Source organism: Hamadaea sp., from assembly GCF_013362815.1.
In the GTDB taxonomy this organism is placed as follows: Bacteria; Actinomycetota; Actinomycetes; order Mycobacteriales; family Micromonosporaceae; genus Hamadaea.
The window spans coordinates 17,610-43,656 of record NZ_JABFVK010000020.1 but is presented as its reverse complement, the minus strand read 5'-3'; the positions used below and the strand labels follow the sequence as shown (position 1 = coordinate 43,656).

At 68.6% G+C, this 26,047-nt stretch carries 23 protein-coding genes; 11 read left to right on the top strand and 12 right to left on the bottom strand.

The genetic code is table 11. From position 1 onward, the window contains the following. Positions 1–14 precede the first annotated feature (14 nt). Positions 15–1,856 carry a sialidase family protein gene (locus HOV77_RS12455; protein WP_290861585.1) on the bottom strand — a complete coding sequence of 614 codons (1,842 nt, stop codon included), beginning with the start codon at positions 1,854–1,856 and terminating at the stop codon, positions 15–17. 278 nt (positions 1,857–2,134) lie between these two features. Between HOV77_RS12455 and HOV77_RS12450 the strand changes: the two genes are divergently transcribed. After that, the gene (locus HOV77_RS12450) at positions 2,135–4,498 is read left to right on the top strand and encodes an SGNH/GDSL hydrolase family protein (protein WP_290861583.1); all 2,364 of its coding nucleotides are present in this window, start codon (positions 2,135–2,137) and stop codon (positions 4,496–4,498) included. 44 nt (positions 4,499–4,542) lie between these two features. Here the strand turns inward: HOV77_RS12450 and HOV77_RS12445 are convergent, their stop codons facing one another. Beyond that, complete coding sequence (locus HOV77_RS12445; protein ID WP_290861581.1) at positions 4,543–5,082, bottom strand: hypothetical protein; 540 nt, start codon at positions 5,080–5,082, stop codon at positions 4,543–4,545. A 314-nt stretch (positions 5,083–5,396) separates the two neighbouring features. Between HOV77_RS12445 and HOV77_RS12440 the strand changes: the two genes are divergently transcribed. Continuing rightward, complete coding sequence (locus HOV77_RS12440) at positions 5,397–6,320, top strand: GNAT family N-acetyltransferase (protein WP_290861579.1); 924 nt, start codon at positions 5,397–5,399, stop codon at positions 6,318–6,320. Positions 6,321–6,422: 102 nt separating this feature from the next. Here HOV77_RS12440 and HOV77_RS12435 read toward each other — a convergent pair whose 3' ends face one another. After that, positions 6,423–6,851: a hypothetical protein gene (locus HOV77_RS12435; protein WP_290861578.1), complete on the bottom strand. Its 429-nt coding sequence runs from the start codon at positions 6,849–6,851 to the stop codon at positions 6,423–6,425. Positions 6,852–7,021: 170 nt separating this feature from the next. Between HOV77_RS12435 and HOV77_RS12430 the strand changes: the two genes are divergently transcribed. Then, positions 7,022–7,561 carry a hypothetical protein gene (locus tag HOV77_RS12430; protein WP_290861576.1) on the top strand — a complete coding sequence of 180 codons (540 nt, stop codon included), beginning with the start codon at positions 7,022–7,024 and terminating at the stop codon, positions 7,559–7,561. Between the two features lie 17 nt (positions 7,562–7,578). Here HOV77_RS12430 and HOV77_RS12425 read toward each other — a convergent pair whose 3' ends face one another. Continuing rightward, positions 7,579–8,322 carry a helix-turn-helix domain-containing protein gene (locus HOV77_RS12425; protein WP_290861574.1) on the bottom strand — a complete coding sequence of 248 codons (744 nt, stop codon included), beginning with the start codon at positions 8,320–8,322 and terminating at the stop codon, positions 7,579–7,581. 150 nt (positions 8,323–8,472) lie between these two features. After that, positions 8,473–8,814 carry a DUF3592 domain-containing protein gene (locus tag HOV77_RS12420; RefSeq protein ID WP_290861572.1) on the bottom strand — a complete coding sequence of 114 codons (342 nt, stop codon included), beginning with the start codon at positions 8,812–8,814 and terminating at the stop codon, positions 8,473–8,475. A 138-nt stretch (positions 8,815–8,952) separates the two neighbouring features. On the opposite strand from HOV77_RS12420, the gene HOV77_RS12415 reads away from it, so the two are divergent. Next, on the top strand, positions 8,953–9,657 hold the full coding sequence (locus HOV77_RS12415; RefSeq protein WP_290861570.1) for an alpha/beta hydrolase: 705 nt from the start codon (positions 8,953–8,955) through the stop codon (positions 9,655–9,657). 9 nt (positions 9,658–9,666) lie between these two features. On the opposite strand, the gene HOV77_RS12410 is transcribed toward HOV77_RS12415, so the two are convergent. After that, on the bottom strand, positions 9,667–10,563 hold the full coding sequence (locus HOV77_RS12410) for a LysR family transcriptional regulator (protein WP_290861568.1): 897 nt from the start codon (positions 10,561–10,563) through the stop codon (positions 9,667–9,669). Between the two features lie 108 nt (positions 10,564–10,671). Here HOV77_RS12410 and HOV77_RS12405 point away from each other — a divergent pair, with 108 nt between their 5' ends. From HOV77_RS12405 to HOV77_RS34770, 6 genes are all read left to right on the top strand, one after another. Beyond that, positions 10,672–11,103, top strand: coding sequence for a nuclear transport factor 2 family protein (locus HOV77_RS12405; RefSeq protein ID WP_290861566.1), 432 nt, complete (start codon positions 10,672–10,674; stop codon positions 11,101–11,103). Positions 11,104–11,183: 80 nt separating this feature from the next. Continuing rightward, positions 11,184–11,540 carry a hypothetical protein gene (locus HOV77_RS12400; RefSeq protein ID WP_290861565.1) on the top strand — a complete coding sequence of 119 codons (357 nt, stop codon included), beginning with the start codon at positions 11,184–11,186 and terminating at the stop codon, positions 11,538–11,540. Next, positions 11,533–13,104, top strand: a complete 1,572-nt coding sequence (locus tag HOV77_RS12395) for a multicopper oxidase domain-containing protein (RefSeq protein WP_290861563.1) — start codon at positions 11,533–11,535, stop codon at positions 13,102–13,104. Before HOV77_RS12400 ends, HOV77_RS12395 begins: the two co-directional genes overlap by 8 nt. A gap of 207 nt (positions 13,105–13,311) precedes the next feature. Continuing rightward, the gene (locus tag HOV77_RS12390; RefSeq protein WP_290861561.1) at positions 13,312–13,854 is read left to right on the top strand and encodes a hypothetical protein; all 543 of its coding nucleotides are present in this window, start codon (positions 13,312–13,314) and stop codon (positions 13,852–13,854) included. Continuing rightward, positions 13,851–14,846, top strand: a complete 996-nt coding sequence (locus HOV77_RS12385; protein ID WP_290861559.1) for a tyrosinase family protein — start codon at positions 13,851–13,853, stop codon at positions 14,844–14,846. Before HOV77_RS12390 ends, HOV77_RS12385 begins: the two co-directional genes overlap by 4 nt. Before the next feature lie 172 nt (positions 14,847–15,018). Then, positions 15,019–15,489, top strand: a complete 471-nt coding sequence (locus HOV77_RS34770) for an SUKH-3 domain-containing protein (RefSeq protein WP_363260110.1) — start codon at positions 15,019–15,021, stop codon at positions 15,487–15,489. A 95-nt stretch (positions 15,490–15,584) separates the two neighbouring features. Here HOV77_RS34770 and HOV77_RS12380 read toward each other — a convergent pair whose 3' ends face one another. The 4 genes from HOV77_RS12380 to HOV77_RS12365 all read right to left on the bottom strand — a co-directional run bounded on the left by HOV77_RS12380 (position 15,585) and on the right by HOV77_RS12365 (position 21,590). Further along, on the bottom strand, positions 15,585–16,013 hold the full coding sequence (locus HOV77_RS12380; RefSeq protein ID WP_290861557.1) for an SRPBCC family protein: 429 nt from the start codon (positions 16,011–16,013) through the stop codon (positions 15,585–15,587). Positions 16,014–16,023: 10 nt separating this feature from the next. Continuing rightward, positions 16,024–17,277, bottom strand: coding sequence for a M24 family metallopeptidase (locus tag HOV77_RS12375; RefSeq protein WP_290861555.1), 1,254 nt, complete (start codon positions 17,275–17,277; stop codon positions 16,024–16,026). A 79-nt stretch (positions 17,278–17,356) separates the two neighbouring features. Continuing rightward, a complete protein-coding gene (locus tag HOV77_RS12370) occupies positions 17,357–20,050 on the bottom strand; it encodes a helix-turn-helix transcriptional regulator (protein ID WP_290861553.1) in 2,694 nt (897 codons plus the stop codon). Between the two features lie 52 nt (positions 20,051–20,102). Beyond that, the gene (locus tag HOV77_RS12365; protein WP_290861551.1) at positions 20,103–21,590 is read right to left on the bottom strand and encodes a DEAD/DEAH box helicase; all 1,488 of its coding nucleotides are present in this window, start codon (positions 21,588–21,590) and stop codon (positions 20,103–20,105) included. Positions 21,591–21,863: 273 nt separating this feature from the next. Here HOV77_RS12365 and HOV77_RS12360 point away from each other — a divergent pair, with 273 nt between their 5' ends. Beyond that, positions 21,864–22,820, top strand: coding sequence for an acyl-CoA desaturase (locus tag HOV77_RS12360; RefSeq protein ID WP_290861550.1), 957 nt, complete (start codon positions 21,864–21,866; stop codon positions 22,818–22,820). 13 nt (positions 22,821–22,833) lie between these two features. Here HOV77_RS12360 and HOV77_RS12355 read toward each other — a convergent pair whose 3' ends face one another. Both HOV77_RS12355 and rph read right to left on the bottom strand, forming a co-directional pair. Beyond that, positions 22,834–23,169, bottom strand: a complete 336-nt coding sequence (locus HOV77_RS12355) for a hypothetical protein (RefSeq protein WP_290861548.1) — start codon at positions 23,167–23,169, stop codon at positions 22,834–22,836. Between the two features lie 87 nt (positions 23,170–23,256). Next, a complete protein-coding gene (gene rph, locus HOV77_RS12350; protein WP_290861546.1) occupies positions 23,257–25,878 on the bottom strand; it encodes a rifamycin-inactivating phosphotransferase in 2,622 nt (873 codons plus the stop codon). Positions 25,879–26,047 lie beyond the last annotated feature (169 nt).

Genomic DNA, 26,047 nt, shown 5'->3' with positions numbered 1-26,047 from the left:
TGATCAACGCGCCGTCATTGCTGCGGATTTATCGTGTCGAACGGCAGCCGGAGCCGTAGCTGACCGGCGATCGGCGTGTTGTGCTCGCGGATGTCCTGCAGCTCGTCGGCGGTCAACGCCCGGCCGTAGATCCGGAACTCGTCCAAGTCACCCTTGAACGTGTTGTTGAGGCCGTCGACACGCCGGCCGAGGAACACGCTGTTGATGCCGAAATCCTTGCCCGTGGTCACCGAACCACGCGGCGCGGCCAGGTCCGCGACGGTTGCGCCGTCGATGAAGACCGTGACTCGGGTCGCGGTCCGCTGCATCGCGACGTGGTGCCATTTTCCATCGTTGTACGCACCCGGAATGGTGATGTTGGCATCGCCTTGGCCGGTTCCCACGACACCCCGGATGCGGTTGCTGGCCGGTTCGGCCCGCAGCCAGATCTGGGCGGCCCCGGTGCCCACCTGATAGAACCACCAGATCACGATGCTGCCGGAGGTCTCGCTGTAGCGGAACCACGTCATGATGGTGAACTGGTCGTCGTCGAGGTCGACGTTCTGGTTGTAGGGCATCTCGACGTAGTCGTCCACGCCGTCGGCCGCGAGCCCGGTGCCGAACCGGCCGGTGCCCAGGGTCGCGTTGCCCCGCACGTACGCCGTGTTGTCGTAGCGCGGTGCGGCGTCCGGAGTCGTCGGTCCCGGAGCCGGTGGCGGGGGCAGGTTCGGTGGCGAGTCGTTCGGCGTGTCGAGGTACGCCTCGTTGAACCGGACGAACTGGATCACCTCGTAGAGCGCGACCGCGCCGCTTTCGTAGAGGACACCGGCCACCGGCCCGAGCGCCGGGTCGTCATCGATCTTCACGAGATCGGAGTAGCCGCCCGGACCCCAGCTGATGACCTTGCCCTCCTGCCAGGTCTCCCAAGTCTGGGCCTCGTCGTAGGAGGACCGGATCGTGAGCGCTTCACGCTTGCCGGGATTGGCGGGGCCGGCGAACAGGATGCGGTTCTGCGCGTCACCTTCGTCGGTGGCGGTCAGCCGGAGCAGTGAGCCTTGGACGACCGGCATCACGATTGCGGGCTCCATCTGGAACGGCGCGTCGAAGGTCTCGCCGCCGTCACTGGAGATCGCGTACGCACGCGTGCCTGCGGACGTGCCGGCCTCGCGAACGTTGACGTAGACCCGCCCGTCGGTCAGCTCGACCAGGGTGGATTCGTTGACGAAGATGTCCGGCGACGCACCGCCGGCGATCGCGCCGAGATGCCAGGTGTCACCGCCGTCGTCGCTGTAACCGAGGTTGATCCCGGCGACACTGCTGCCGTCGGCGGCCCGCGACTCGTGGTTGGCGCTCATCACCAGCCGCCCCGCGTGCGGGCCGCGCTTGAGCTGGATGGCGTGCACCGGGCCGGTGGCGTACCAGGCGGTCCACTCCGGCTGCAGGAGCTCCGGCATCTGCCGGGGTGCGCTCCACGTCGCGCCCTGGTCGTCGCTGACTTGCAGATACGGGACGCGACCGCCGCTGCCGGTGCCCGGGTTGTGCGTGGTGAACAGCACGACCCGGCCGGTGCGCTCGTCGACGATCGGCATCGGGTTGCCGTGGGTGTCGCCGTTGCCCCGGGACACCACCTGCAGCGGTCCCCACGTGCGGCCCCCGTCGTGCGACCGCTTCAGCACCAAGTCGATGTTGCCGCGGTCGTCGCAGTTGTTGATCCGGCCCTCGGCGAACGCCAGCAGGTCGCCGTTGGTGGCCTTGACGATCGCCGGAATCCGGTAGCAGAAGTAGCCGTCGGTCTTGGCGGTGTAGACCGCCCCGGCTTCGTGATACGGCTCGGCGGCGTACGCCGTCCCGCCGTTGAGCAGCGCGGTCGCGGCCATCGCCGCCACCACGAATGCGGATAAGAGTCGATGTCTCGTCATAGGTGCGTTTACCTCCGACGTCCGCGTGTCAGCGCGAACTCTTGAAACATGCTCGAAACACGGACATCCTACGTCCCATGTCCTCGCCGTCACAAGACCCTGCTCGGCACTGTGCCACTAATGCCGCTGCTAATACTGGCCACGCACGGCAGTCCGTTGTGGACAGATCGTCGGGTGGCTATTGACTCCAGCGGAGATCGAGGGGCAGACTCGTCCGGAACTGGGGAGGAGATCCTATGTCCTATGTCCGGAAGATGCTGCAAACCGCCGGTACGGTGGTGGCCCTGGTACTCGGTTCGACGACCGCCGTCTCGGCAGATCCGGCGGCCCCTCCGCCGGACGGCTGGGTGGGCACCTGGTCGGCTGCGGCCACCGGGACGGTGCCGAACCTGCCCACCGGGTACGCCGACCGCACCATCCGCAACGTCGTGCATACCAGCGTCGGCGGTTCCGGCGTACGCGTGACGCTGACCAACGTCCTCGGCACAACCGCAGTACGCATGGACGCCGTGACCGTGGCGGTGGCGGCGGTCGGCACCGCACCGAACGCGGTCGCCGGCACGATGCGGTCGCTGACCTTCGGCGGTGCGACGTCGGTGACCATCCCGGCCGGCGGTGAGGCGCTCAGTGACCCGATCCCGTACGCCGTCCCCGAGGACGGCGACCTCCTGGTCAGCGTCTACACGCCAGCGGCGTCGGGACCGGTGACCTACCACCAGGTGGCCAACCAGACGTCGTACTTGTCAGTGACCGGCGACCATGCGGCCGAGGAGTCCGGCGCGGCGTTCACGTCGGCGATCACGTTCTGGCCCTACGTCAGCGGAGTCGACGTGCTCGGCGAGGCTGAAGGAGCGGTCGTCACGCTCGGCGACTCGATCACCGACGGGAACGCGTCCACCCGCAACGCCAACCACCGCTGGCCCGACTACCTCGCCGATCGGCTCATCGCGGAACCGGGCGCGACTCGGCTGGGCGTACTGAACGCCGGGATCAGCTCGAATCGCCTGCTCAGCAACACCTGGAACCCCAATGCTCTGTCTAGATTGGACCGTGACGTGCTGACCGCGCCCGGCGCGCGCTCGGTGGTGGTCCTGCTGGGCATCAACGACATCGGCGGCCAGCCCCAGCATCACGAGCCGTCCGAGATCATCGCCGGGCTGCGCCAGGTCGCGGCTCAGGTCCAGGCCAAGGGCATGCGCATCACCGGCGGTACGCTCACCCCGTTCGGCGGGTCGAGCAACTACACCGAGGAGCTGGAAGGCGTACGCCAGGCGGTGAACGCGTTCATCCGGGACAGCGGGGTGTTCGACGCGGTCGCCGACTTCGACGCGGCCCTGCGTGACCCGGCCGCCCCCACTCGCCTGCGACCGGACTACGACTCCGGAGACCACCTGCACCCCAAGGACGCCGGCTACCAGGCGATGGCGGCCGTCGTCGACCTCGACAAGCTGGACAGCCGCCCGGCCGGGCACTGGGTCAGCACGTGGCAGACCGCTATGGCCCGCACCACTCCCGGCGCCGATCTCGGTATGCCGAACTACTCGATCCGCAACGTCGTCCACACCAGCGTCGGCGGCGATGCGGCTCGCGTACGACTGTCCAATGCCCTTGGCAGTGCGCCGGTCCTGATGGGCCGGGTGACCGCCGCGCTGGCGACGCGGCCCGACGGACCGGAAGCGGTCGCCGGAACCATGCGCGAGGTGACGTTCGGCGGGCTGCCGTCGGTGACGATCCCCGCCGGGGCCGAGGTGCTCAGCGATCCGATCGCGCTGGACGTGCCGGCCGACGCGGATCTGCTGGTGACGGTCTACACGCCGAGCCCGTCCGGACCGGTGACCGAGCATCCGCGCTCGTACCAGACGTCGTTCCGCACGGCGGACGGCGACCACGCGGCCGACGAGCAGGGCAGCGCGTTCACCCAGCCGACGACGGCCTGGTACTACGTGACCGGAGTCGATGTCAGTTCGAGTGGCGTACACGGCGCCGTGGTGACCTTCGGCGACTCGATCACCGACGGCGACCGCTCGACGACCAGCGCGAATCACCGCTGGCCGGACATCCTCGCCGACCGGCTCGCCGCCGAGAACGGGCCCACCAAACTCGGCGTGGTCAACAGCGGCCTCAGCGGCAACCGCATCCTGGACAGCAGCACCGGCACCGGCATCGGCGGGCCGAACGCGTACGCCCGGCTCAACCGGGACATGCTGACCACGTCCGGTGCGCGTACCGTCATCGTGCTCGAAGGCGTGAACGACATCCTCAACCTCGCCCACCCCGATCCGGAAGCGCTGAAGCTGGCCCTGAAGCAGCTCGCCGCCCAGGCGCACGCCCAAGGACTGCGTGTCATCGTCGGCACCATCACGCCGATCAAGGGCTGGCGCTCCTACACCGAAGAGCGCGACGCCGTCCGGCAGGCGGTCAACTCCTACATCCGTACCAGCGCCGACTTCGACGCCGTCATCGACTTCGACGCGGTGGTACGCGACCCGGCCGACCCGCAGCGCATCGATCCGGCGTACGACTCCGGCGACCACCTGCACCCGTCGGACGCGGGATACCGGGTGATGGCCGAAGCCATCGACCTCCGCACCCTCCGCTGAGCAGCAGGCGGCCGGGGCGTCGAGCCCCGGCCGCCTGTGTCGGATTACGAGCGGCCGCGCTCGCTGAAGATGGGGTCATAGACGCTCGCGCTATCGGTCACCTGGACGCCGAAGGGCTTGTCCTCGATCCAGTCGAAGTCGAATACGTCGTAGTCGAGCACGTCATCCGTGCCCTCCGCGTTGAACGGACCGTATGTCGCGCCGTTCAGCGAGTAGTTGATGAAAACGTAGACGGTGTCACCGTCGTTCCGGGTGTCATAGACCCAGAGCTTCTCGCCGGAGGGGTGGAACTCGACCTTCGCGACCATGCCGTAGCTGTCGTACAGCTCGATCTTGACCGCGATGCCACCGTCATCCGTCTCGAAGTACGTGTCGTCGAAGCTGTCATAGAGCATGCAGCCACCGCTGACCTTGGTGACCGGCAGCGAACCGCGTAGCCGAGCGCAATTGCCGGTGTCCACGACGGCATACTTCACCGTGAGGGTGCCGTATGCCTGAGCCGGTGACGGAGCCACCAGTACTGATCCGAGGATGCCGAGTACGGTGAGGACGGCTCCGACGAGAGTTCGTCGTGCTGTGTGCATTTTCTGCTCTCCCATGCGCTGTGACGAGGTGGCGAGCCGGCGATCGGCCGCTCTGTCCACGATGTACACAGGCTCGGGGTCCCGAACGGTTGTCAAGATCGGCTGCCAAGATCGGCCGGCGGGGAATCGGGTGGTCGGGCGGTCGCGGCGTTCGTTTATCGGTAAACCGGGTGCTGGAGGTTGATCGCCGAGTCGCGGTATCGGCTCAACCTCTCGGCGCGGACGCTTCGGTCTGGGCGTACCGGGGTCATCGGGCTGGCTTTTCCCGAGGTGGGCAGCGCGGCGCTGTCAACGCCTCGCGTACGCTGTAGTTGATGTTGACAATTCGTGCCGCCCATCCCGGCGAGCTTCCCGCGCTGACGACTTATCCGGACGACGAGGAACGCAATGCGGCGACTGCCGCGTACTTAGCCGGCCTGCTGGAGGCCGGTTGCACCCGGCCCGAATGGTGCTTGGTCGCCGAACGGGACGGCCGGTTGGTCGGCAACGTGGTGCTGTGGACGATTCCGGGCCGTACCGTGCCGATGGACCTCGTGCTGCTGGAACCGGGTGACGCGGACACCGGTGAGGCTTTGCTGGCGTACGCCGCCGAGCAGGCGCGCGAGCTGGGGGCGGATACCCAGGGGCATGTCCTGGACAGCCCGGCTCAGGCGCCGCAGTTCCAGCGTGATCCGGAGTTGCGGGAGAAACTGCTGCTGAGCGCCGGGTTCACCGTCGCCCGCGACGGCTGCCGGTTCCTGTGGACCGCGGATGATTCGATGCCGGTCCAGGATTCGCGCTTGCATTGGCGATCTCTGGTTGATTTGGGGCAGGCGCCGTTCGTGGAGTTGCTGGCCGACACGTTCACCGAGACCAAGGACTCGATCTTCCAGGCTGAGATCGCCGAGCACGGCGTACGCGGTGCGGCCGAACGCAACTTCGCCGAGATGCTTGAGATGATCCACGAGCCCGGCTGGTTCGAGATCGGCTACGACGCGGCCGGCACTCCCGTCGCGGTCAGCCTGCCTGCGCGTACGCCGACGTCGGCGGTGATCGGGCTGGTCGCCGTCGCCCGGGCCGGACGAGGACAGGGGTACGCCACCAGCGTGGTCGCCCGGGGAACACAGGTGCTGGCCGACGCCGGGGCTACGGAGATCCGGGGAGACTGCGACGCCGGGAACATCGCGATGTTCAAGGCATTCCAACGGGCTGGGTTCCGGAACTTCGCCAACCGGAAGATGTTCACGCGGTCGCTCTAGGTTCGGCTTAGGCACCAGATCAGGGATGTGGGTCGAATCTTGCGCGAAATACGACCCATATCCGTGATCTGGTGCTGATCCAGCGCGCCCAGTCTGGCGTGCCTATTGCGGGGTGAGCCGCGCGACGAGCGGGCTAACCGTGCGCTCGGTCGGGAAGACCAGTACGAGCAGCACGAGCGAAACGGCGCACAGCACGATCGCCGGAGTGATGGTGTCCGCCTGGAACGCGAGCACGATGCCGAACAGGCCGGGCGCGATCGCGATCGCCGTACGCATGAGCAGGTGTGTCCGGACGCCGGCCGGGATCGTCTCGCGCGACGCCGCGGGGCGGGGCAGGCGGGGCAGCTGCACGAGGACCATGAAGCTCTCGACCAGGGCGATGGCGACCATGATCAGCGTGATCGCCGTCGACGGCCAGCCGCGGCCTTCCACGACGGCATACGTGGTCGCGAGCATCAACAGCTGAGTCACGGCGCCGACTGCGGCGAAGATTCGCGGGAACAGGACGGCTTCGATGATTTCGGGCTCCATGGCGGACAAGGTAAAGCCGGTCGAGACGCCGCGCCATCGCCCGTTGAGCCGTCCGCTGCCCGGCGTCACGTGCGCCATGGCGGCGTTCCCGCGAGATCCCGCGGAATTTCTGTTCCTCGCTGCGGAACGGTGAGCTGCTTCCGCAGGTCAGCGCGCATAACGTCGGGCGTATGAAGAGGATCTTCCGCGCAATCGCCGCAATGTCCCTCGCCGTCGTAGGTGCCACCGTGGTGGCGGCCTCGCCCGCCGCCGCCGGGGCGCTCGACGTCACCTGCCTGCCGCCGAGCAGCAACGTCAACTCCTACAGTCCGCCGCTCACCAACCAACCGCAGCCGGTCACGGCGTCTACCACCGCCCTCTATGGACCGTGCACCTCGGTGTCCCATCCGGCGATCACTTCGGGGTCGCGTACGGCGACGGTGCCGCTCACCGCGAGCTGTCTGGACCTGCTCGGCTCCGGGACGCTCACCTACACGATCACGTGGAACACCGGCCAGACCAGCACGATCACGAGCAACTTCACGCGTACGGTGGTCGGCGCGGTCTATGAGATCCTCGCGACCGGCACGGTCACGGCCGGTGTGTTCGCCGGTGACTCCGTTGTCACCGACTTCACCGGGCCGTCGACCGACATCACGTTGTGCACGCTTGGTCTCGGCACGGTCAGCAGCGTCTACAACGTCGGCACCCTCGAGATCACTTCCCTCTGACCTGCGTCTTCTCACAGTCAGATCAGGGTTCCGGTACGCGCTTCGAACCGGCGGGCGGCGGCCGAGGCGGCCAGCGCGATGTGATGGTGAGCGAGGGCTGCTTCGATCGTCGCCGGCTCGCCGGTCGGGCAACGGCGGGCGATTCCGGCGACCATTCCGCGTACGCCGACGACGGGCATGGCGATCTCGACGACACCGACGTCCAGCTGCTCGATCGTGGTGGCGACGCCGGTCTGACGGATCCGCTGGAGCTCTCTCGGCATACGGCGGTCGACGGGGCTCGTCAGGCGCTCGGCCAGCCACAGTTTCCCGATCGCGCTGTGCTCGGTGAGTACGCGCCCCGCAGCGGCCGGCATCGTCGAGTGCCGGTGGCTGCGGATGCTGTGGACGGTCGTGATGAACTCGTCGTCCGGTACGCCGATGACGATGTAGTCGCCGGTGCGTTCGAAGAGGTCACCGGCGAACGGCTCCAGCAGGTCGACGATGTCACTCGGAGTCTGCTCGACGATCAGGTGCGACAGCCGCCGCATCGCGGTTCCGAGGCGGTAACCGTCGATGCCACGCTCCAGCAGATCTTGGCGTACCAGCACGTCGAGCAGGCGATGGACGGTGGTCTTCGGCGCGCCGATCCGCCGAGAGAGCGAGCTGAGGGTCTGCGGGTGTGGGGCGGCGGCGACCGTCTCCAGTAAAGCGACGGTGCGGCCGATGATGTCGAATGCGGACCCTCGTGAGGTCGTGGTGCCGACGTCGGGTGAGGTCATGGGGGTGGAACTCCGAATCCGACCGGGTCGATCGGTCGGCTTCATATTGACATTCGTGATCCGCTCTCGACAACGCGACGGCGAACATGTGTTCGAAAAACTCCGCTGACCTGGCGTAACGGCCGACATCGGATGGGTGACGCGCTTCCGCTACTGGGTTCCTCCGTCGGGGGCGAGCTGGGCGCGCTCGGGTCGCAGCGGGTCGTACAGGACAGTCACGGAGTCGTCGGCCGGCGCTTGCCACGCGGGAACCTCCGCGACGAACTGCGACCAGCCACCGCGCCAGGTCTGGAAGCGCACCATGAGCTGGTAGAACTCGCGGTTCTCCCGCGACACCAGGATGCGTTCGATGATCGCTGCCTGCGCCGGTTTCCAGCCGCGCGCGTCGTCCGGGTGCGGCCGCCGTGCGCGTACCCAGGCGGAGATCACGAGAACGGCTGCGACTGCGGCGAGCAGCAGCCAGGCGCGCATACGGCCGTCGAAATCGCCCATCGCACGCCCCCTGGTCCCGGCGAAGTCCCCGCTGACAACGGTGTGGGCTGGTCATCGCGGTCAGCGCGCAGATCTATGACGAACTGATGACAATCCCGGGTGCGGCAACCTCATGATCCGGGCTCTAGTGTGTCGATCATGACGGCATTCGTATTGGTGCCCGGCGCCTGGCTGGGCGCTTGGGCGTGGGACGACGTGGCGGCGGAACTGCGTACAGCCGGTCACGACGTGTATGCGGTGACCCTGTCGGGTCTCGCCGATCGGCAGGGACAGCCGGCCGCGCAACACGTGCACGTGCAGGACGTCGTCGACGTCGTGGAGAAGGCCGACCTGCGCGATGTCGTGCTCGCCGGGCACAGCTACTCGGGTGTGCCGGTGGGGCAGGCGGCGCAGCGGATCGGCGACCGGCTGCGCCGGGTCGTCTTCGTCGATTCGAACATCCCCGTCGACGGTCGGTCGTTCGCCGAGGGGTGGTCTGAGGACGGGCAGAAGTGGCTGCGCGAGGCGATGGCGGAGTCCGGTGGATATTGGCCGCCGCTTCGCGCCGAGGACTATGCCGGGCACGACATGACCGAAGAGCAGGTGGCGTACGTGGTCGGGCGGTCGACACCGCATCCGGGTGCGGCGGTGACGGAACCCGCTCGGCTGATCGGCTCGCTCGGCGAGCTGCCCGCGACCTACATCAAGTGCCTGATGGACGGGCCCGAGCCGAGCGCCGAGGTGAAAGTCCTGCTGGAGAGCCCGTCCTGGCGGCTGGTCACCATGAACACCGGGCACTGGCCGATGTTCTCCCAGCCCGTCGAGCTCGCCCGCATCCTCCTGGCCGAGGCCGGCGGGAGCTAGGCCGCGCAACTAGCCGTGCCGGGGGGCGTCCGGCAACCACTTCCAGCCGGTGATCGTCGTACGCATCAGCCGAGCCGCGGTCGACAAGTGGCTGTCGGCGCCCCAGTAGAGGGTGACGGTGCGGGAGCAGTCGGGATCGTCGACGTCGATCCAGGCGGCCGGGGCCCGGGTCGCGCTGCGGCGGGCGAGATCGGGCACGAGTCCGATGCCGAGACCGGCGCTGATCAGGTCGGCGATGGCACTGTGCTCGTCGCTTTCGCAGACGATCCGCGGGGTGAGGTCGCGGGCCGCGAACAGCCGATCTAGCAGCCGGCGCAGCCAGTGTCCTTTGCGGGCGGTGACGAACGGCTGGTCGGCGAGCTCCTCGATGCTCACCGAGGTCCGGCCCGCCAGCGGATGGTCTAGCGGCGCGCCGACGCCGACCGCCTCACGGAACAAGTGCGCCGCTTCGAGTCCTTCGGCCTGGATCGGTTGCGAGGCCAGACACAGATCGACCTCTTGCGCGCGCAATCGGCGGGCCATGTCCTCGGCCGGCGACCAGTGCAGCTGCACGTCGGCGGCCGGATGTGCCCGCTTGTACGCAGCCAGCGGCCCGGTGAGCGTGAGGAAGGTTTCCGAGGCGACCCTGACGGTACCTAGTCCGTGGCTGGTTGCGTCGGTGACCGCGCGCCGTCCGGCGTCCAGCTCGCCGAGCGCCCGTTCGACGTGCTGCTGGAAGACCTTGCCGAGATCGTTGAGCCGCAGGCGGCCGCTGCGATCGAAGAGCGGTACGCCGAGCTCGCTCTCCAATCGCGCGATGGTCCGGCTCAGTGAGGGCTGGGCGATCCGCAGTTCCTCGGCGGCCCGGCTGAGGTGCTCCAACCGGGCTACGACCAGGAACTGCTTGAGCGAGTTCAGATCCATCATGCTCCTGAGTGCATAACGCCATAGCAATACTGATCTTAGACAAGATAACTCGGGAGTCATAACGTCGTAGGCATCAAGCCACGACCCGATGAGGGAAGGGATACCGCGATGAGCGAGAAGGACGAGGCCGAGATCCGGGGACTGATCGAGAAGATCGTCAACGGGCTGCACGCGAAGAACCTCGACGAGGTGAAGGAGCCGTACTCGGTCGATGTGGTGTCATTCGACGTCGAGCCGCCGCTTCAGCACGTGGGCATCGACGCGAAGCTGAAGAACTGGGCGAACGTGTTCGACGTCTTCGACGAAGTGACTTACGACGTACGCGATCTGACGATCACGGCCGGCGACGAGGTCGCCTTCGGGCACGCTTTCGCCCGACTTCGGGGAACGCTGAAGAACGGCGTCACCACGCCGGGGATGTGGGTCCGCGTCACCTACGGTCTGCAGAAGATCGACGGCGCGTGGCTCATCACACACGACCAGGTTTCCGTGCCGCTCGACGTGCGCAGCGGCAAGGGCATCGTCGACCTGCAGCCATGACCGAATCAGTCGAGACCGCACTGACGCACGGAGACCCGGCCCGCCCCGGGGCGTACAGGTTGAGCTTGTCGGAATGGATTGTGCGGGCCCTGATCAGCGCGCACGTCGTGGCGATCGTCGCGCAGCCGGTGTTCGCGGGTGTGTATCTCAGTGGGGATTTCGACGGCCTGCGCTGGCACGCGGTCGGTGCGGACGTCGTCACCTCGCTTGGCTACGTGCAGCTGATCGCGGCCGCTGTGGTCTGGGTGCGGCGGCGGCGGAGCGGCCAGTTCTTCGCCACGCTCGGCGTGGTGGCGGCGGAGACGGTGCAGTATTTCGCGGGCATGGACGGCGCATTGTGGCTGCACCTGCCGCTGGGCGTGTTCACGATCGCCGCGCTCGTCGTGCAGTTCATCGCGGTCTGGCGACCGTCCTTTTCGGAGGATGGCAATGTCTGACACGCGAATCTCGCGGCGTCGAGTGCTGGGCATCGGCGGTGCGCTGGGACTGATCGCGGCCGGTGGGATGTCGGCGGCGGCCGCGTTCTCCCGGCGGCCCGCGGTCACCGGCGCGCAGCTGAGCAGTGGTCTCGTGCTGCCGCCGGCGTTCCGGACTCCGCTGCCGCTGCCTTCCGTGCTCCGGCCGGTCAGCACAGCCGGGGGAGTGGACCGGTATGAGATCACGCAGCGGGAAGCCGCTGTGGAGCTGCTGCCGGGCGTGAAGACTCCGATGTGGACATACGATGGCACGTTTCCGGGACCCACCATCGAATCGCGGCGCGGCCGGCCGATAGTCGTGAACCATCGCAACGAACTGCCCGTGCCGACCGTCGTGCACCTGCACGGTGGGCGTACGCCGGCTGAGCATGACGGTTATCCGACCGACTTCGTGCTCCCCGCCGAATGGCGCGTTCACGCTGCCCACGGCGGTCACACCGACCCCCGTGCCGTGCAGACGTTCGTGCAGCGTGCGTACGAGTTTCCGGTGGATCAGCGGGCCACGATGCTGTGGTATCACGACCATCGGATGGACTTCACCGCCCCGGCCATCTGGCGCGGGCTCGCCGGAATCCACTTCGTCCGCGACGACGTCGAGGACGCGCTGGAACTCCCGCGAGGCGACCACGAAGTCCCGCTGATGATCGCCGACCGCGCCTTCGACGCCGACGGGCGATTGGCGTACCCGGCGGTCGATCCGACGCTCGTTCACCAGCCCGGCGTCACCTCGGCGTACCTTGCGGGGGTGCTGGGGGACGTGATCCTGGTCAACGGCGCACCCTGGCCCGTGCACGAGGTGGACACCGGGGTCTACCGGCTGCGCATCCTCAACGGTTCCAACGCCCGGCACTACGAACTCGAAGCGGTCGCCGAGGACGGCCGTCGGCTGCCGCTGATCCAGATCGGCTCCGACCAAGGACTTCTCGCCGCTCCCGTGCGGCACGACCGGTTGCCGCTCGCCCCCGCCGAACGCTACGACGTCCTGGTCGACTTCGGTGGGCTGCCGATCGGGTCACGCGCACGCCTCGCGAACCGTCTTGGCAGCGGGCGTACCGGGGATGTCATGCAGTTCCACGTCGTACGCCAAGGCGCTGCCACCCCGATTCCCGCGACGCTCGCGAACGATCTCCCCGAATGGGACCGCTCAGCAGCGGCGGTCGTACGCGACCTCGCGTTCCGGGCCGGTCGGATGAACGGCGGCCACGGTTGGCTCATCGACGGCCAGCCCTTCGATCCGAGCCGCACCGACGTGACCGCGCGCTTCGGCGACGTCGAGGTCTGGCGGCTCGTCGCCGACGTCCACCACCCGATCCACCTGCACCTCGTCGGGTTCCGGGTGTTGTCGCGGGGTGGCCGGGAACCCTTGGCTCACGACGCCGGGCTGAAGGACACCATCTCGCTGCGGCCGGGGGAGTCCGCCGAGATCATTACTCGGTTCGACGGGTATCGCGGGCGCTATCTATTCCACTGTCACAACGCCGAGCACGAGGACATGGGGATGATGGCGAACCTGGAGATCGTCTGACCTTGCTTTTGTTCTGCGCATCTTGCGCTGCCATGATCAGCGGAGGTTTCGTGGGGTTATAGCACCGCGAAACTTCCGCTGATCATGGGGCAGGCTGGCCGGGCTGTCGGAATGCCGTCGGCTCGTTGTCCCGGTCGTCCTCCGGTGTCACAGTGCTGTGCGCGTATGCCTGCGGGCGTACGCGGACCACATCAGACTGGAGGAACAGTGAGGCCTGTCGAGGACTCAGGCGGCGTGCTCGCCGAGTTCACCGCCCCGCTCCGGAGCGGCGGCTACGGGCTGCCGCCGGGCGGCGCGGCCCATGCGCATGATCATGGCACCAACGGGGTGTCGACCTCGGTTCGCACGGCTGTCCACAACGGACATGAGATCCGCATCGAGACCACGTACGCGATCACCATCGACGGCAAGCCGCTACAGGGCGGCCTGGAGGTCCTCGACAACGGCGCGGTGCACTACCACGGTCTGCCGCAGTACGCGTTGCCGTCGGCGATCGACCTGTGCAAGCGGGTGCTGGACTACTTCGGCACCGAGCCGCCCGCGGCCGACGAGCTCGGCTGCCTGGTCGGCGAGCACGGCGAGAACTGCGCCTGCCCCGAAGGCGAGCCGGGTCACCCCCACTCCCACGAGGGCGACTCCCACCCCCACTCCCACGAGGACGACTCCCACTCCCACGAGACTCACTCGCACGAGGGCCACTCCCACTCGCATGAGGGCCATGTGCACGAGCACGGGGAGGCCCACCAGTGACCGCCGTACGCGCGAACATCCAGACCTCTGCGCAAGCCCGTGACCGGTACCTCGCCGGCGTCGTCGCGCTGAACGCCGAGCGGTCCGGCTACACCACGTCGCAGCTGAACCAGATCCTGTCCCCGGCGATTCCGGGCTTCCGGCTTTACGGGGTGGATCAGCCGCTGACCACCTGGGACCTCTTCGTGCTGTGGCACTTCGTGGCCATGCAGATGCCGAGCACCCCGCCGCGGCCGATGCGGAACCTGGCCCATGGTGGACCCATCTTCCTGCCTTGGCACCGGATGTTCCTGCTCCGCCTGGAGCAGCAGATCCAGCGCGTCACCGGGGACGCCGAGGCCGGTCTGCCTTACTGGGACTGGACCGCCGACGGCGGGCTGCCCGCCGATCAGCAGCCGGCGAGTTCACTCTGGGGCTCGGCCGGACTGGGCGACGCCCGGGGAGACGTGGTCAGCGGCCCACTCGCGGCGATGCGCGTACGCCTCGTCGGGCACGGCACGCAACTCTGGTCAGCCGCGCCACGACCGTTGCAGCGCAACGCGGGCAGCGATCCGGACGTGCCCGGGTTGCCGGTCGCCGATGACGTCAAGACGGCCCTCGAGGAGGGCATCGGATACGACACCGTCCCGTGGGACGTCAGCGCCGACGGCTTCCGCAACCGGGTCGAAGGCTGGATCGATCCGCGTCGCCCCGGGCAGGCCTCCGCGCCGCAGATGCACAATCGGGTCCACGTCTGGATAGGCGGCGACATGGGACCGGGCAGCTCGCCCAACGATCCGCTGTTCTACCTCAACCACTGCAACGTGGACCGGTTGTGGGAGGCCTGGCTGGGTCGCAACGGCCGCCGTTATTCTCCCGGCGACGGCGATCAGCAGATCCCGAGCGGCCAAGGGCTGAACGACACCATGGTCACCCTGCTCGGTGAGGCGCTACGCCCGGCCGATGTGCTCGACGCGTCGCGCTGGTACAGCTACGACAACCTCCCGGCCTAACCACCGACTCGGCGACTCGGGCCGCGACGTCGATCGGCGTCGCGGCCCGAACTCCGCCGGCTCTTGCGAGCCATCATCCATCGGCTTTCCACTAATGGATTGAGTCAAGCGCTCGAGGCCCCGGTCTTTCGCGAACGCCGGGAAATCGTGGAGGCGGTGGCGCGACAGAAAGGTGGGATTAGTGCGACAGGAAGATATCCCGCCCGATTCGCAGCTGAGGGAGTTTCTGGGAAGGATTGGATGGACCGCGGCTCGAACTCACGATATTAGGCCCGACATCGATGCATGGAATGAACGGAACTATATCGTGACGGACGCGATACTCGAATTCATGTCCTCGTGCGGAGGCCTCGAATTCGAGTATCCGCGAAATCCTGTTGTTGGTGGTTCTTACACTTGCTACGTCTCAGCGTCGCCAGCAACTAGGCGGATTCCGCGTTCGCTGGCGGCCACGTACGAAAGGCGTATCGGGCAGACGATCTGCCCGATAGGACAGGCGGCTGGGGGAGATCTGTTCCTGGTCATGGCAGCGGACGGGACGACATATGGTTGCCGTGACAGGTTTCTGGCTCGGATCGCAGCGGACGGATATCACGCCCTACAGGCGATTTCGCTGCGGCGGCCGATGACTGCGGTTGCATGATGTGCAGGGTCGGTCGATTGCAGCCTGGGAACGGCCACCGTACTCAGGCTGCAATCGGATCCGTCGATAAGTGCAGCAATGCCGACTGGTCGCGGTCAGCGGTTGAGGAGTACGCCGAGGCGCTCGAACATCGCCGGAACCTGCTTGCCGAGCTGCGCCTTGACGAGGTGCTCGGCGAGTTTGGGCACGCCGTCGAGTTCCAGCCGGAACACCAGGCGGCTGCCCTGGCCGGCCGGGTGGACGGCGTACGCCTGACTGACGGCCGGTTTCGCGCCCGGGTCGGTTCGCAGTGTGATCCCGTGTCCGGGCTGATAGTCGGTGACGGTGAGGGTGACCTCGGTGCGGCGGCCCATCACCTTGCGGGTCTGGGTGAGCCGAGTGCCGACGGCGATCGGGGCCGCGTCCGGACGGGACACTTCGAGGACGTCGGCCTGCCAGGCCGGGTAACCGGCCAGATCGGCCACTGCGTCGGCGACCTTGGCAGGCTCGCTTAGATACGTGGTCTCGTGCTCGACGACGATCATGAGAAGGCTCCTACTTCTTCGCGTACAACATCTGGGCAGTGAATGGATTGAGCTCGACGGCGCTGTCGTCGCCGATGACGACCGTGCCCCCGAGGTTCGCGAGCCGGCCGCCCACGACGGCGTTCGGCTCGAAGGCGAAGGTCATGCCGGGCGCGAGCGGGAGTTCGCCACCCATGGTCGGGACGTCGAAGAGCCGCCCGTAGGCGCGGGCCTCGGGCAGGCGGCGCAGGCCGGAACCGAAGCCGCAGACCGGGCCCATCGGGTTGAGCGAGTGGATGAGCGGGTGCACGTTCCACGCGTCGGCTGCGCGGAGCGGCGCTTCCATGGCCTCGACCACGTCGCCGAAGGTGTTGCCCGGCTGCGCGGCGGTGAGGCCGGCGTCGTAGCTGGCGCGGGCGATCTCGGCGGCCGCCTTGACGTCCGGGTGGGGTTCGCCGATCGCGATGGCCACCTGGTGCTGGGTCTCCTTCATGCCGAAGCGGCAGAACACCTCGGCCATGATCACGTCGCCGTCGGCGAGGATTCGGGGAGCCTGCGGCCGGTAGGACCAGACCGCCGGACCCCACGAGACGAAGCCGGGACCGGACGAGATGAGCATGTCGGGAGCGGCGACGCCGAGCCGGAACGCCGCCGCCATCCCGGCCGCGTAGACGTCGGCTTCGCTGACCCCGGGACCGGCGGCGTCGAGCATCGCCTGCGCCATCGCATCACCGGCGGCGGCGGAGTACCGGATCACCGCGAGTTCCTCGTCGGACTGGCAGATGGTGGCGAACAGGTAGCCCAGCCCGACCGGGAGGAAGGTGACGCCCGGGAGTTCGGCCAGCACCTCTGTCCACATGCGATAGGGGAGGATCGGGTTGATGTGGAACGGAGGGTAGGGATCGAGGCCGAGGACGCCGACAGTGGCCGATTCGAGGCGATGTTCCCGCAGCACCTCGACGACTCCGGCGGCGTTCTTCGCGACCCGGATGTTCTGCGGCGCGATCCACAAGTCGTCGCCGCGCTTGGCCGCCTCGATGTGGTCGGTGATCGGCAGGTTCGACCAGGTGAGCTGGATCGGGTCGGCGTCGCGGCAGAAGACGACGATCGAGCCGGGCCGGTCGTTGGTGAAGTACGCGTCGGGCGCGAACGGAGCGAGGTCGGCGCACTCGTGCTCGCCGTACGCGATGAGCGCGTCGAGCCCCTCGGCGTCCATGATGTCGCGGGCCAGTCCCCAGCGCCGATCCCGCTCGGCGAGGCTGAAGCGCGGTACAGAGGTGATCATGCCGTCAACGGTAGGAAACCGCACCCGACCAGGGCGTCTGTCGCATTACCTGGTTTCGGGACGGCGGCGGCGACGTCGCTTAGGTATCCGGATCGGTCTGCTTAAGCAAGTCCGCCAGCTCCGCTCGCGACGAGATCCCCAGCTTCGGGTACGCCTTGTACAGGTGGTACCCGACGGTACGCGGACTGAGGAACAGCTGGGCGGCGATGTCGCGATTGGACATCCCGGCGGCGGCAAGCCGGACGACCTGCCGCTCCTGCGGGGTGAGCGGATCCGCCGTGACCGGGGCCGGGGCGTACCCGGCCGCGCCGAGTTCACGATCGGCGCGAGACTGCCAGCCGGCCGCGCCGAGACGGTGGAACAGGTCGCGGGCGGCGGTCAGCTGCGCAGCCGCCTCCGCTCGCCGCTGCCGTCGCCGTAGCCATTCCCCGTACAGCAAATGGGTCCGGCCGTGCTCGATCGGATGGGGATCCGTGGCGTGCAGCGCGAGCGCGCGTTCGAAGTGCGGTTCAGCGTCCTCGGTCAGCAGGGCGGCGCACCGCGCGGCGACCGCCAGCGCCCAGCCTCGGTCCGTCGCCTGCGCCCACCGAGTAAATCGGACACTCGCGGCGGCCGCCTCCGGGTGACCGGCTAGCCGCGTCGCGGCCTCGACCAGGTCGGGCAGCGTATGCAGCTGGATGCTGAGACTGTGCCGAGCCGGGCCGGTCGCCGCCGATCGCAGCCGATCGAGCGCGCTGTCGTACCGGCCGAGCTGAAGGTCGAGCGTGGTCGACGCGTGCACGGCCCAGCCGACGACGGCCGTCCATTGCCGGTGCTCGGAGACGGCCAGTGCCTGCTGAGCCGCTTGGCGGGCCAGGTCGACCTCACCGTGGACGGCGTACATCCAGGCGGTCAGCCCGGTCAGCTGAGCCCGGCGATGCTGCTGCCCCGTGTCGACCGCCGTACGCAGAGCCTCATCCCGGGCGGCGACGGCTGCCTCCGCATCGCCCAGCAGCAGGTGCGTGACGGCCAGCAGGCCGAGCGGCTGGGGGAGCATCGTCGCCCGGCCCTCGTGATAGCAGTCGGCGACGAGACCCTCGGCCAGGTCGCGTACTCGTCGGTGGTCGCCGAGCAGTAATCCGGCATGGGCGGCGGCCAACCGTTGCGGTATCGGCGTACCCGCTTGCTCGACTGCATCCACATAGGACCTGAGGTCGTCCACGGCGGCTGCGGGCTCTCCGGCGGCTGCTCGGCCCAACCCAGCCACAAGTCCGGTCAGTGGCCCCGTCGCCACCGTCGTCAGGCGTGCGAACACGTCCTCCTGCTGAGCACCGCTGTAGGCGTACACGGCGGCGCGGGCGACCACCGAGGCCAGATAGCCGGGCATTCCGGCTGCTGCGGGGACCGCTTCGTCGACGAGGATGCGCGCCGCCGTCCCCGGAATTCCGCGCTCGAACTCCAGCAACGCCCGGACTCCGGCCAGCCGCCGAGTCGACGCGGGGTCGTCGTCGCGCTTCCCCGCCCGGCGGGCCAACTGCTCGGCCCGGTCGAGCTGGCCCGCCTCCAGCGCAGTCGTCGCCGCGTACGCGAGCCGGCGGAACCGATCCACCGGTTCGCTCGACAAACCGGCCGCTCGCTCCGCAGTGGACGATGCGATCGACAGCGCGCTGCGAAGCTCCGCCCGGGTGGACACTCCGTCGAGGGCGTCGGCCAGCTCGTCGTCGATGCCCAACGTGGCGGCGGCGCGATGCAGCAGACCGCGATCGTCACCGGCCGCGTCGGCGAGCACCCGATGGGCGTCCACCCGCTCCTTGATATCCGCCCCGACCTGGGCCGCGACCCGGATCAGCGGATGCCACAAGGCGATCCGCGACGGGTCGGAGCGGATCAGCCGGGCCCGTTCCAGCACTGCGAAGTCGTCCAGCGAGCCGCCCGCCGCCAGCGCCGCGCGCAGGATCGTGTCCCGCTCGTCGTCGCCTGCCACTGCTGTCACCAGCAGGCACATCCTCACGCCCGGGGGCAACGCCGCGATGCGCTCGCGGAAACCGCGCAAGACCCGGCTCGGCAGCGTCCCGACCTCCACGAACGCCGGAGTCAGCGGCGCAAACCCACCGGCACGCTGCTCGGCCGTCAACGACCGCGGCAACTCCAGCAGCGCGAGCGGGTTGCCCTCCGCTTCCCGGATCATCTGATCGCGTACGCCCAACGCCAGGTCGGCGCTGTGCTCGGCGAGCAGTCGTTCGGCGGCGTCCGCCGGTATGCCCCCGAGGTGCAGTTCGGGCAGCCCCGACGTTTCGGCGAACCCGCCGTCATCCCGGGCGGCGAACACGACTCCGACCGGCTCGGCGTGCAATCGGCGTACGGCGAACAGCAGCGCGTCGGCCGATTCGCGATCCAGCCATTGGGCGTCGTCGACCAGGCAGAGCAGCGGCCGGTCGGCCGACGACTCCGCGAACAGGGTCAGCACGCCGAGCCCGACTTGGAACCGGTTGACTCCGTCGGACGACAGCCCGAGCGCTCCCCGCATCGCCGCCCGCTGTGCTTCGGGGAGGGCGTCGATGCGATCGAACACCGGGCGCAGCAACAGATCCAGCGCGGCGTACGGCAGCTCGGTCTCGGTCTCGACTCCGGTCACCCGGAGGACGTCGAGCCCGGCCCGCGCTGCCAGATCGTCCAGCAGCGCGGTCTTGCCGATGCCCGCCGGGCCGCGCAGGACCAACGCCGTCGCGTTACCGGCGCAGACCTGTTCGGCGAGCGTACGCAGCCTGGCGCGTTCCTCGTCGCGTCCGTACACCGGTTACCTCCAAGATCCGCCCGCGATGCTACGCGCGTCGGATCGGAGCGGCTCAGGACCCGGCAGCCGGCCTCCGGCGGCCCCGGCGAGATCCACCGTGCGTACGCGCGGAGAACGCCGCCGCACCCGACGGAGCGCTGGGCTGTCCGGCTCGCGTACCAGCTGAATCTGCTGCTGGGCGGGCCGGACGCCGACGCCGTCCCCGCGAACTCGGGGCGGCGGGAGTCGCGGCGGCCGGCGGCGGTGGGGCAGCGAGGCTGCGATCGCCGGGAGCGATCTCGGCGAGCAAGGGATGACCGGCCTTGATCCTGGTGGTGGTCGACTTGACCCCGGCCTTGCGCGTCAGATCCCGGACCTGGCCCAGTTGGTCGTCGGTCGCGAGGGTGATGACCGTCCCGGCCGCCCCGGCTCGGGCGGTGCGTCCCGATCGGTGCAGGTACGCCTTGTGCTCCAGCGGCGGATCGGCGTGAATGACCAGTGCGACGTCGTCGACGTGGATTCCCCGGGCGGCGATGTCGGTGGCGACCAGGGTGTTCACCGTGCCGTCGGAGAACGCGCCGAGATTGCGCGTGCGGGCGGTCTGGCCGAGGTTGCCGTGCAACTCGACCGCCGGCACGCCGGCCGCGACGAGCTTGCGGGCGAGCGCCTTGGCGCCGTACTTCGTCCGCGTGAAGACGACGGACCGGCCGGGTGCGCTGGTCAGATCGACGAGGACGGAGAACCGATCCTGCGCCTCCAGATGCAGCACATGGTGGTCCATCGCCGGAGCCACCTGCTGAGCGGCGTCGACCGTATGCCGTACCGGCTGGTGCAGGAAACGCCGTACGAGAACATCGACGCCTGCGTCGAGCGTCGCCGAGAAGAGCAGCCGTTGCCCACCGGCGGGCGTCTGCTCCAGCAGACGGCGTACGCCGGGGAGGAAGCCGAGGTCGGACATGTGATCGGCCTCGTCGATGACGGTGATCTCGACGTCGCGCAGGTCGGCGTGGCCCGCGTCGATGTGGTCGGCGAGCCGTCCGGGGCAGGCGACGAGGACGTCGACGCCGTCACGCAGGCCCTTGATCTGGCGGCCGTGCCCGACGCCGCCGTAGACGACGAGCGTACGCAGCGACATGGCCTTCGCCAGCGGGGCGAGGCTGGCGTCGATCTGGTCGGCGAGTTCGCGGGTCGGGGCCAAGATCAGGCCGCGCGGACGGCCGGGCCGCCGGGGTCGCCCGCTGGCGGCCAGCCGGGCCAGCATCGGCAGGACGAAGGCGTAGGTCTTGCCCGAGCCGGTCTGGCCCTTGCCCAGCACGTCGCGTCCGGCGAGCGCGTCGGGGATGGTCAACTGCTGAACCGGGAACGGCGAGGTGATCCCCTGCCCGCTGAGCGCGGCGACGAGCGCCGTGGGCAGGCCCAGCTGCGCGAACCCCGACTGAGCTTTGCCAGCCGGTTGCTCAGCCTTGGAAGCGGCACCGGACGACTGCGCTCCGGGCGGCGAGGCGACGCGGGAAGGGGTGGAAGGGCGAGAAGTGGTGGAAGAGGGGCGGCGAGCCGCCATGCGTACTCCGAACGTAGAAGGGTCGTCCTGCCCGGCGCAGACCGGTCTCGGCCGCGGCGCGTGGTGGTCGACATGCGAGGCGGTCCGAGGCAGAACGGAGCGGACCGCTCCGTCCAGCGTACGGCATGATCGGCGAGGCGCGGCCGGCACCGGTGCCGAGCGACCGAGATCACCGAAAATGACAAATGCGCGAATTATGAGGTGATCTTGACGATTTCGGCGTTCGGGCGGGTAGCGTCGGACGCCCGAACCCCCGATCTCGTTGGGAAGCAGATGACGACGCTCAACACCCCGCCGGCCGCCGACGTCCGTCCGGGCCCGAAGCCGCTGCTGGACGCACGGCAGGGCACCGCCGCGGCGATCACGATGTGGATCTTCGTGGTACTCCCGTTCGTGGCACTGGCAGCGGCGATTCCGCTCGCCTGGGGCTGGGGGCTGTCCGGCGTCGACATCGCGATGGCGGTCACGATCTACTTGATCGCCGGATTCGGCGTCACCGCCGGTTATCACCGGCTGCTCACGCACGGCTCGTTCAAGGCCCGTCGCGGGCTGCGGGTGGCGCTCGCGGTGGCCGGCTCGTTCGCCGTCCAGGGCTCGCCCATCCAGTGGGTGGCCAACCACCGCCGCCATCACGCCTTCTCCGACCGTGACGGCGATCCGCACTCGCCGTGGCGCTACGGCACGTCAGTCGGCGCACTGCTCAAGGGCCTCGGCCACGCCCACGTCGGCTGGATGCTCCGGCGTGAGCTCAGCAACCGCGCGCGGTTCGCCCCGGACATGCTCGGGGACAAAGACATGCGCCTCGTCGGCAGGCTGTTCGGCCCGCTCGCCGCGCTCTCGCTGCTCGCGCCCGCGGTGTGCGGGCTGCTGATCAGCGGTTCCTGGACCGGGGCGCTCACGGCCTTCTTCTGGGCCGGACTGGTACGCATGGCGCTGCTGCACCACGTCACCTGGGCGGTGAACTCGGTGTGCCACGTCTTCGGCGAGCGCCCCTTCGAGAGCCGCGACAAGGCCACGAACTTCTGGCCGCTGGCGATCCTGTCGTTCGGGGAGAGCTGGCACAACTCGCACCACGCCGACCCGACCGGAGCCCGGCACGGCGTCCTGCGGGGTCAGATCGATCCGTCTGCCCGGCTGATCTGGATCTTCGAGAAGCTCGGCTGGGCCCGGGACGTGCGCTGGCCGGTGCCCCAGCGACTCGAGGCGAAACTACTGGGGAACCGCGGCTGACGTCGCTCCGCCGTCAGGCGGTGGTACCCGGTGCCCGGAACAGGGACGACGGCGGACGTTTGTCCCAGGGGCTGGCCGGCACGGCCGTCGCCGGCCCCGACGCCTGCTCGCTGCGGCCGAAGCGATCGTGGTGAAAGTCGAGGCGATCGTTTTCCGCGGCGACTGAGACGCGTTGCCACATCGCTTCCACGGCCGTCCACCAGCTGCCGTCGGTCTTGGCGAACGTGCTGATCGTCGCCGACATCGGCGTCACGAGACCCAGCTGCCAGCGCTCCATCATCGCCGCGTGCGTCATCTCGCTAGATCGGCTTACATCGGGGAATTCGGAACGATCACCATCGACAGGCACGAGAGCCATCCTCACGAAAGGGGGTCTTGCTGCAACTATGCGCCGAACCCAGCCAATCTGGCAAACCCCATGGCACGAATTCGCTGGTCACGGCAGGATTTCGACATAACCCTCGGTCCCGTGTACGCGAATACGCTGCCCGTCCTTGATCAGCCGAGTGGCGTCGACGACTCCGACGACGGCCGGCAGCCCGTATTCGCGGGCGATCACCGCACCATGCGTCATCAGGCCGCCGACCTCGGTGACCAGCCCGGCGACCGCCACGAACAGGGGAGACCAGCTGGGATCGGTGAAGGCGGTGACGAGGATGTCGCCCGCCGCCAGGTCGGCCTGGGCCATGTCGAGGATGACGCGAGCCCGGCCTTCGACGGTTCCCGCCGAGACCGGCAGCCCCGCCAGCGCACCCTCGGGCACGTCGTCGCGCCGGTACGCACCCGACAGTGCCTCCCCGTCCGAGGTCAGCACCCGGGGCGGAGTGAGGGCGGCGTACGCCTGGAAGTCCTCCTTCCGGTGCCGAATGAGCTGGTCATCCACCTCATGGGTGCGTACGGCGTCGTGGAACTCCGGGAAGGTGAGGAAGTAGACGTCCTCCACCTCGGCGAGCACATTGGACTCGACGAGTCGCTTCGCCTCCCGCAGCAAGGCCTGCTTGTAGATGAAGTAGCGGCTGATGATGTCGTACTTCGGGTACTCCCGATAGCCGATGAAGGTCCGGACGCGGTCGATCATCCGCTTGGTCTCGTCGGCCTTCTGCTCGCCGTCCGGCAGCGTACGCAGTCGGGCGAGCACCTCCTGCTCCTTGTCCCAGGCGGCCTGTTGCCCTTGCTGGAAGCGCCGCTTCGCCGCACCGGGTTCGAAGTTGCGGATGTTGTCGAGGATGACGGGCACCAGAGTGGCGGGGCGTTCGCTCCACCGGGGCCGGGTGATGTCGATCTCGCCGACACAGCGCATCCCATACCGTTCTAGGTAGGCCTCGATCGCCGTACGCGCCTCGACGCCACCGGCGAACTTCGGGAGCTCGTCGAGGAAGCCGTCCTGGTCGACGCCCGGCAGGAGAGCGACGCTCTGGAGGAACGCCACGACCTCCGGGTACGGGCGGATCACGTCGGCGACGTCGAGCAGCGCCAGCCCCATCTCCGAGGTGATGTTGTCCGGAGCCGACAACGTCAGGGTGTCGGCCGCGTTCTTCTCACCGAGCCAGGTGAGCAACTGGTCGTTGAGCCACCAGGTGGCCTCCATCCCCGCCATGATCGCCTGGAAGTTCAGCGGTTCGCCGAGGATCTTCTTGTGCTCGCCGAAGGCGGTCAGCAAGTACTCGAACAGTTCCGGCCCAGTCCGCGTCTCGACGTCGCGGCGGAGAGCGGCCAGCGATGCCTGACTGCGTTCGATCAGCCCGGCGACGATCGCCGGATCGGTCTCGATGGGCGGCGGCTTCGGCGCGGCCGGGGCCGACGGGCCGGCCGCATGAGCCGAAGGAGCGAGCGAGAGGAAGTCGTCTCGGTCGAGCACGGTCTCCAGCGCGTCCCTGGTCAGCGGATCGGATCGCCCGACCAAATCCAGCAGGGCAGTACGCCCGGCCGCCGTGACCAGGCGCTGGGTGGCGTCCACCCACAACCGTCCACCGGCCTGGAGCATCGGAGCCATCGCCGTCAGCTGCCAGACGGAGATGCCGAGCGGGCGCATCGGGTCGGTCATCATCTGCTGATGTCCGACGGAGAGGTAGACGTGATTGCCGTCGTCGGCCGCCGCTGGAACGGGGAACAGCGTCGTGATCGGCCGGCTCTGCACGATCTGGAACTCATCGCCGACGAGGCACCACTCGACGTCCTGGGGCCGGCCGAAGTGCGCCTCGATCCGCCGTCCGAGCTCCACGAGCCGCAATAGTTGCGCCTCGGTGAGCGTCGGCTGTTCCTGCTGGTCCGGTGCGATCTCGACGGTGTGCGTACCACCGGTGGGCAGTGGGCGGACGGCACGCTGTTTGGCGGCGACGGTCTCGGCGACGACTCGGCCGTCGCGTACTCGGAAGACGTCCGGGTTCACCAGGCCGGAGACGAGCGCCTCGCCGAGGCCGAATCCAGCGTCCACAGTGGATGTCCGGCGGTCGCCGGTCACGGGGTCGGCCGTGAACAGAATGCCGGCGACCTCGGCGAAGACCATCTGCTGAACGACGACGGCCATGTGGACCATGCGATGGTCGATGCCCTGACGCCGGCGGTAGACCACCGCTCGTTCGGTGAACAGCGACGCCCAGCACCGGCTGACGTGCCGGAGGATCGCGTCCGGCCCGGTGACGTTCAAGTAAGTGTCCTGTTGCCCGGCGAAGGACGCGGTGGGCAGATCCTCGGCGGTCGCGCTCGACCGGACGGCGTACGCCGCCTGCACTCCGGCGCGGGCGAGCGCACTCGTGACGGCCGACGCGACCTCCTCCGGGAGGACGGCGGTTTCGATGCTTTCGCGGATCGCCGCGCTGAGCGTACGGATCGCGGCCAGGTCGTCCAGGCGAACGCGCGCCAGCTCGGCGAGCTGCTCGTCGATCGACGGCACGTCGGCCAGGACCCGCCGGAAGGCCTCCGTCGTCACGCAGAAGCCGGCCGGCACGCGGATGCCCTCGACGCGAGACAAGCCGCCGAGCTGTGCTCCCTTCCCGCCGGCCAGGGCGACCTGACCCTCGTCGACCTCCTGGAGGTCCAAGACGTAGCGATCGATCAACGTGATACCTCCGAGTCGGCTGTGCCGCAGGCCGCGGCTCCGGCCGACGATTCTGCGCCACGACCCGGGTCTTGCCGCAAGCCCACTTGTCCGATATACGGTAGAAGTGGGAGCGTGATCCGGCCTCCCGGACGCGCGGGGATCGGTGTCCGCCACTCGAATGAGCGCT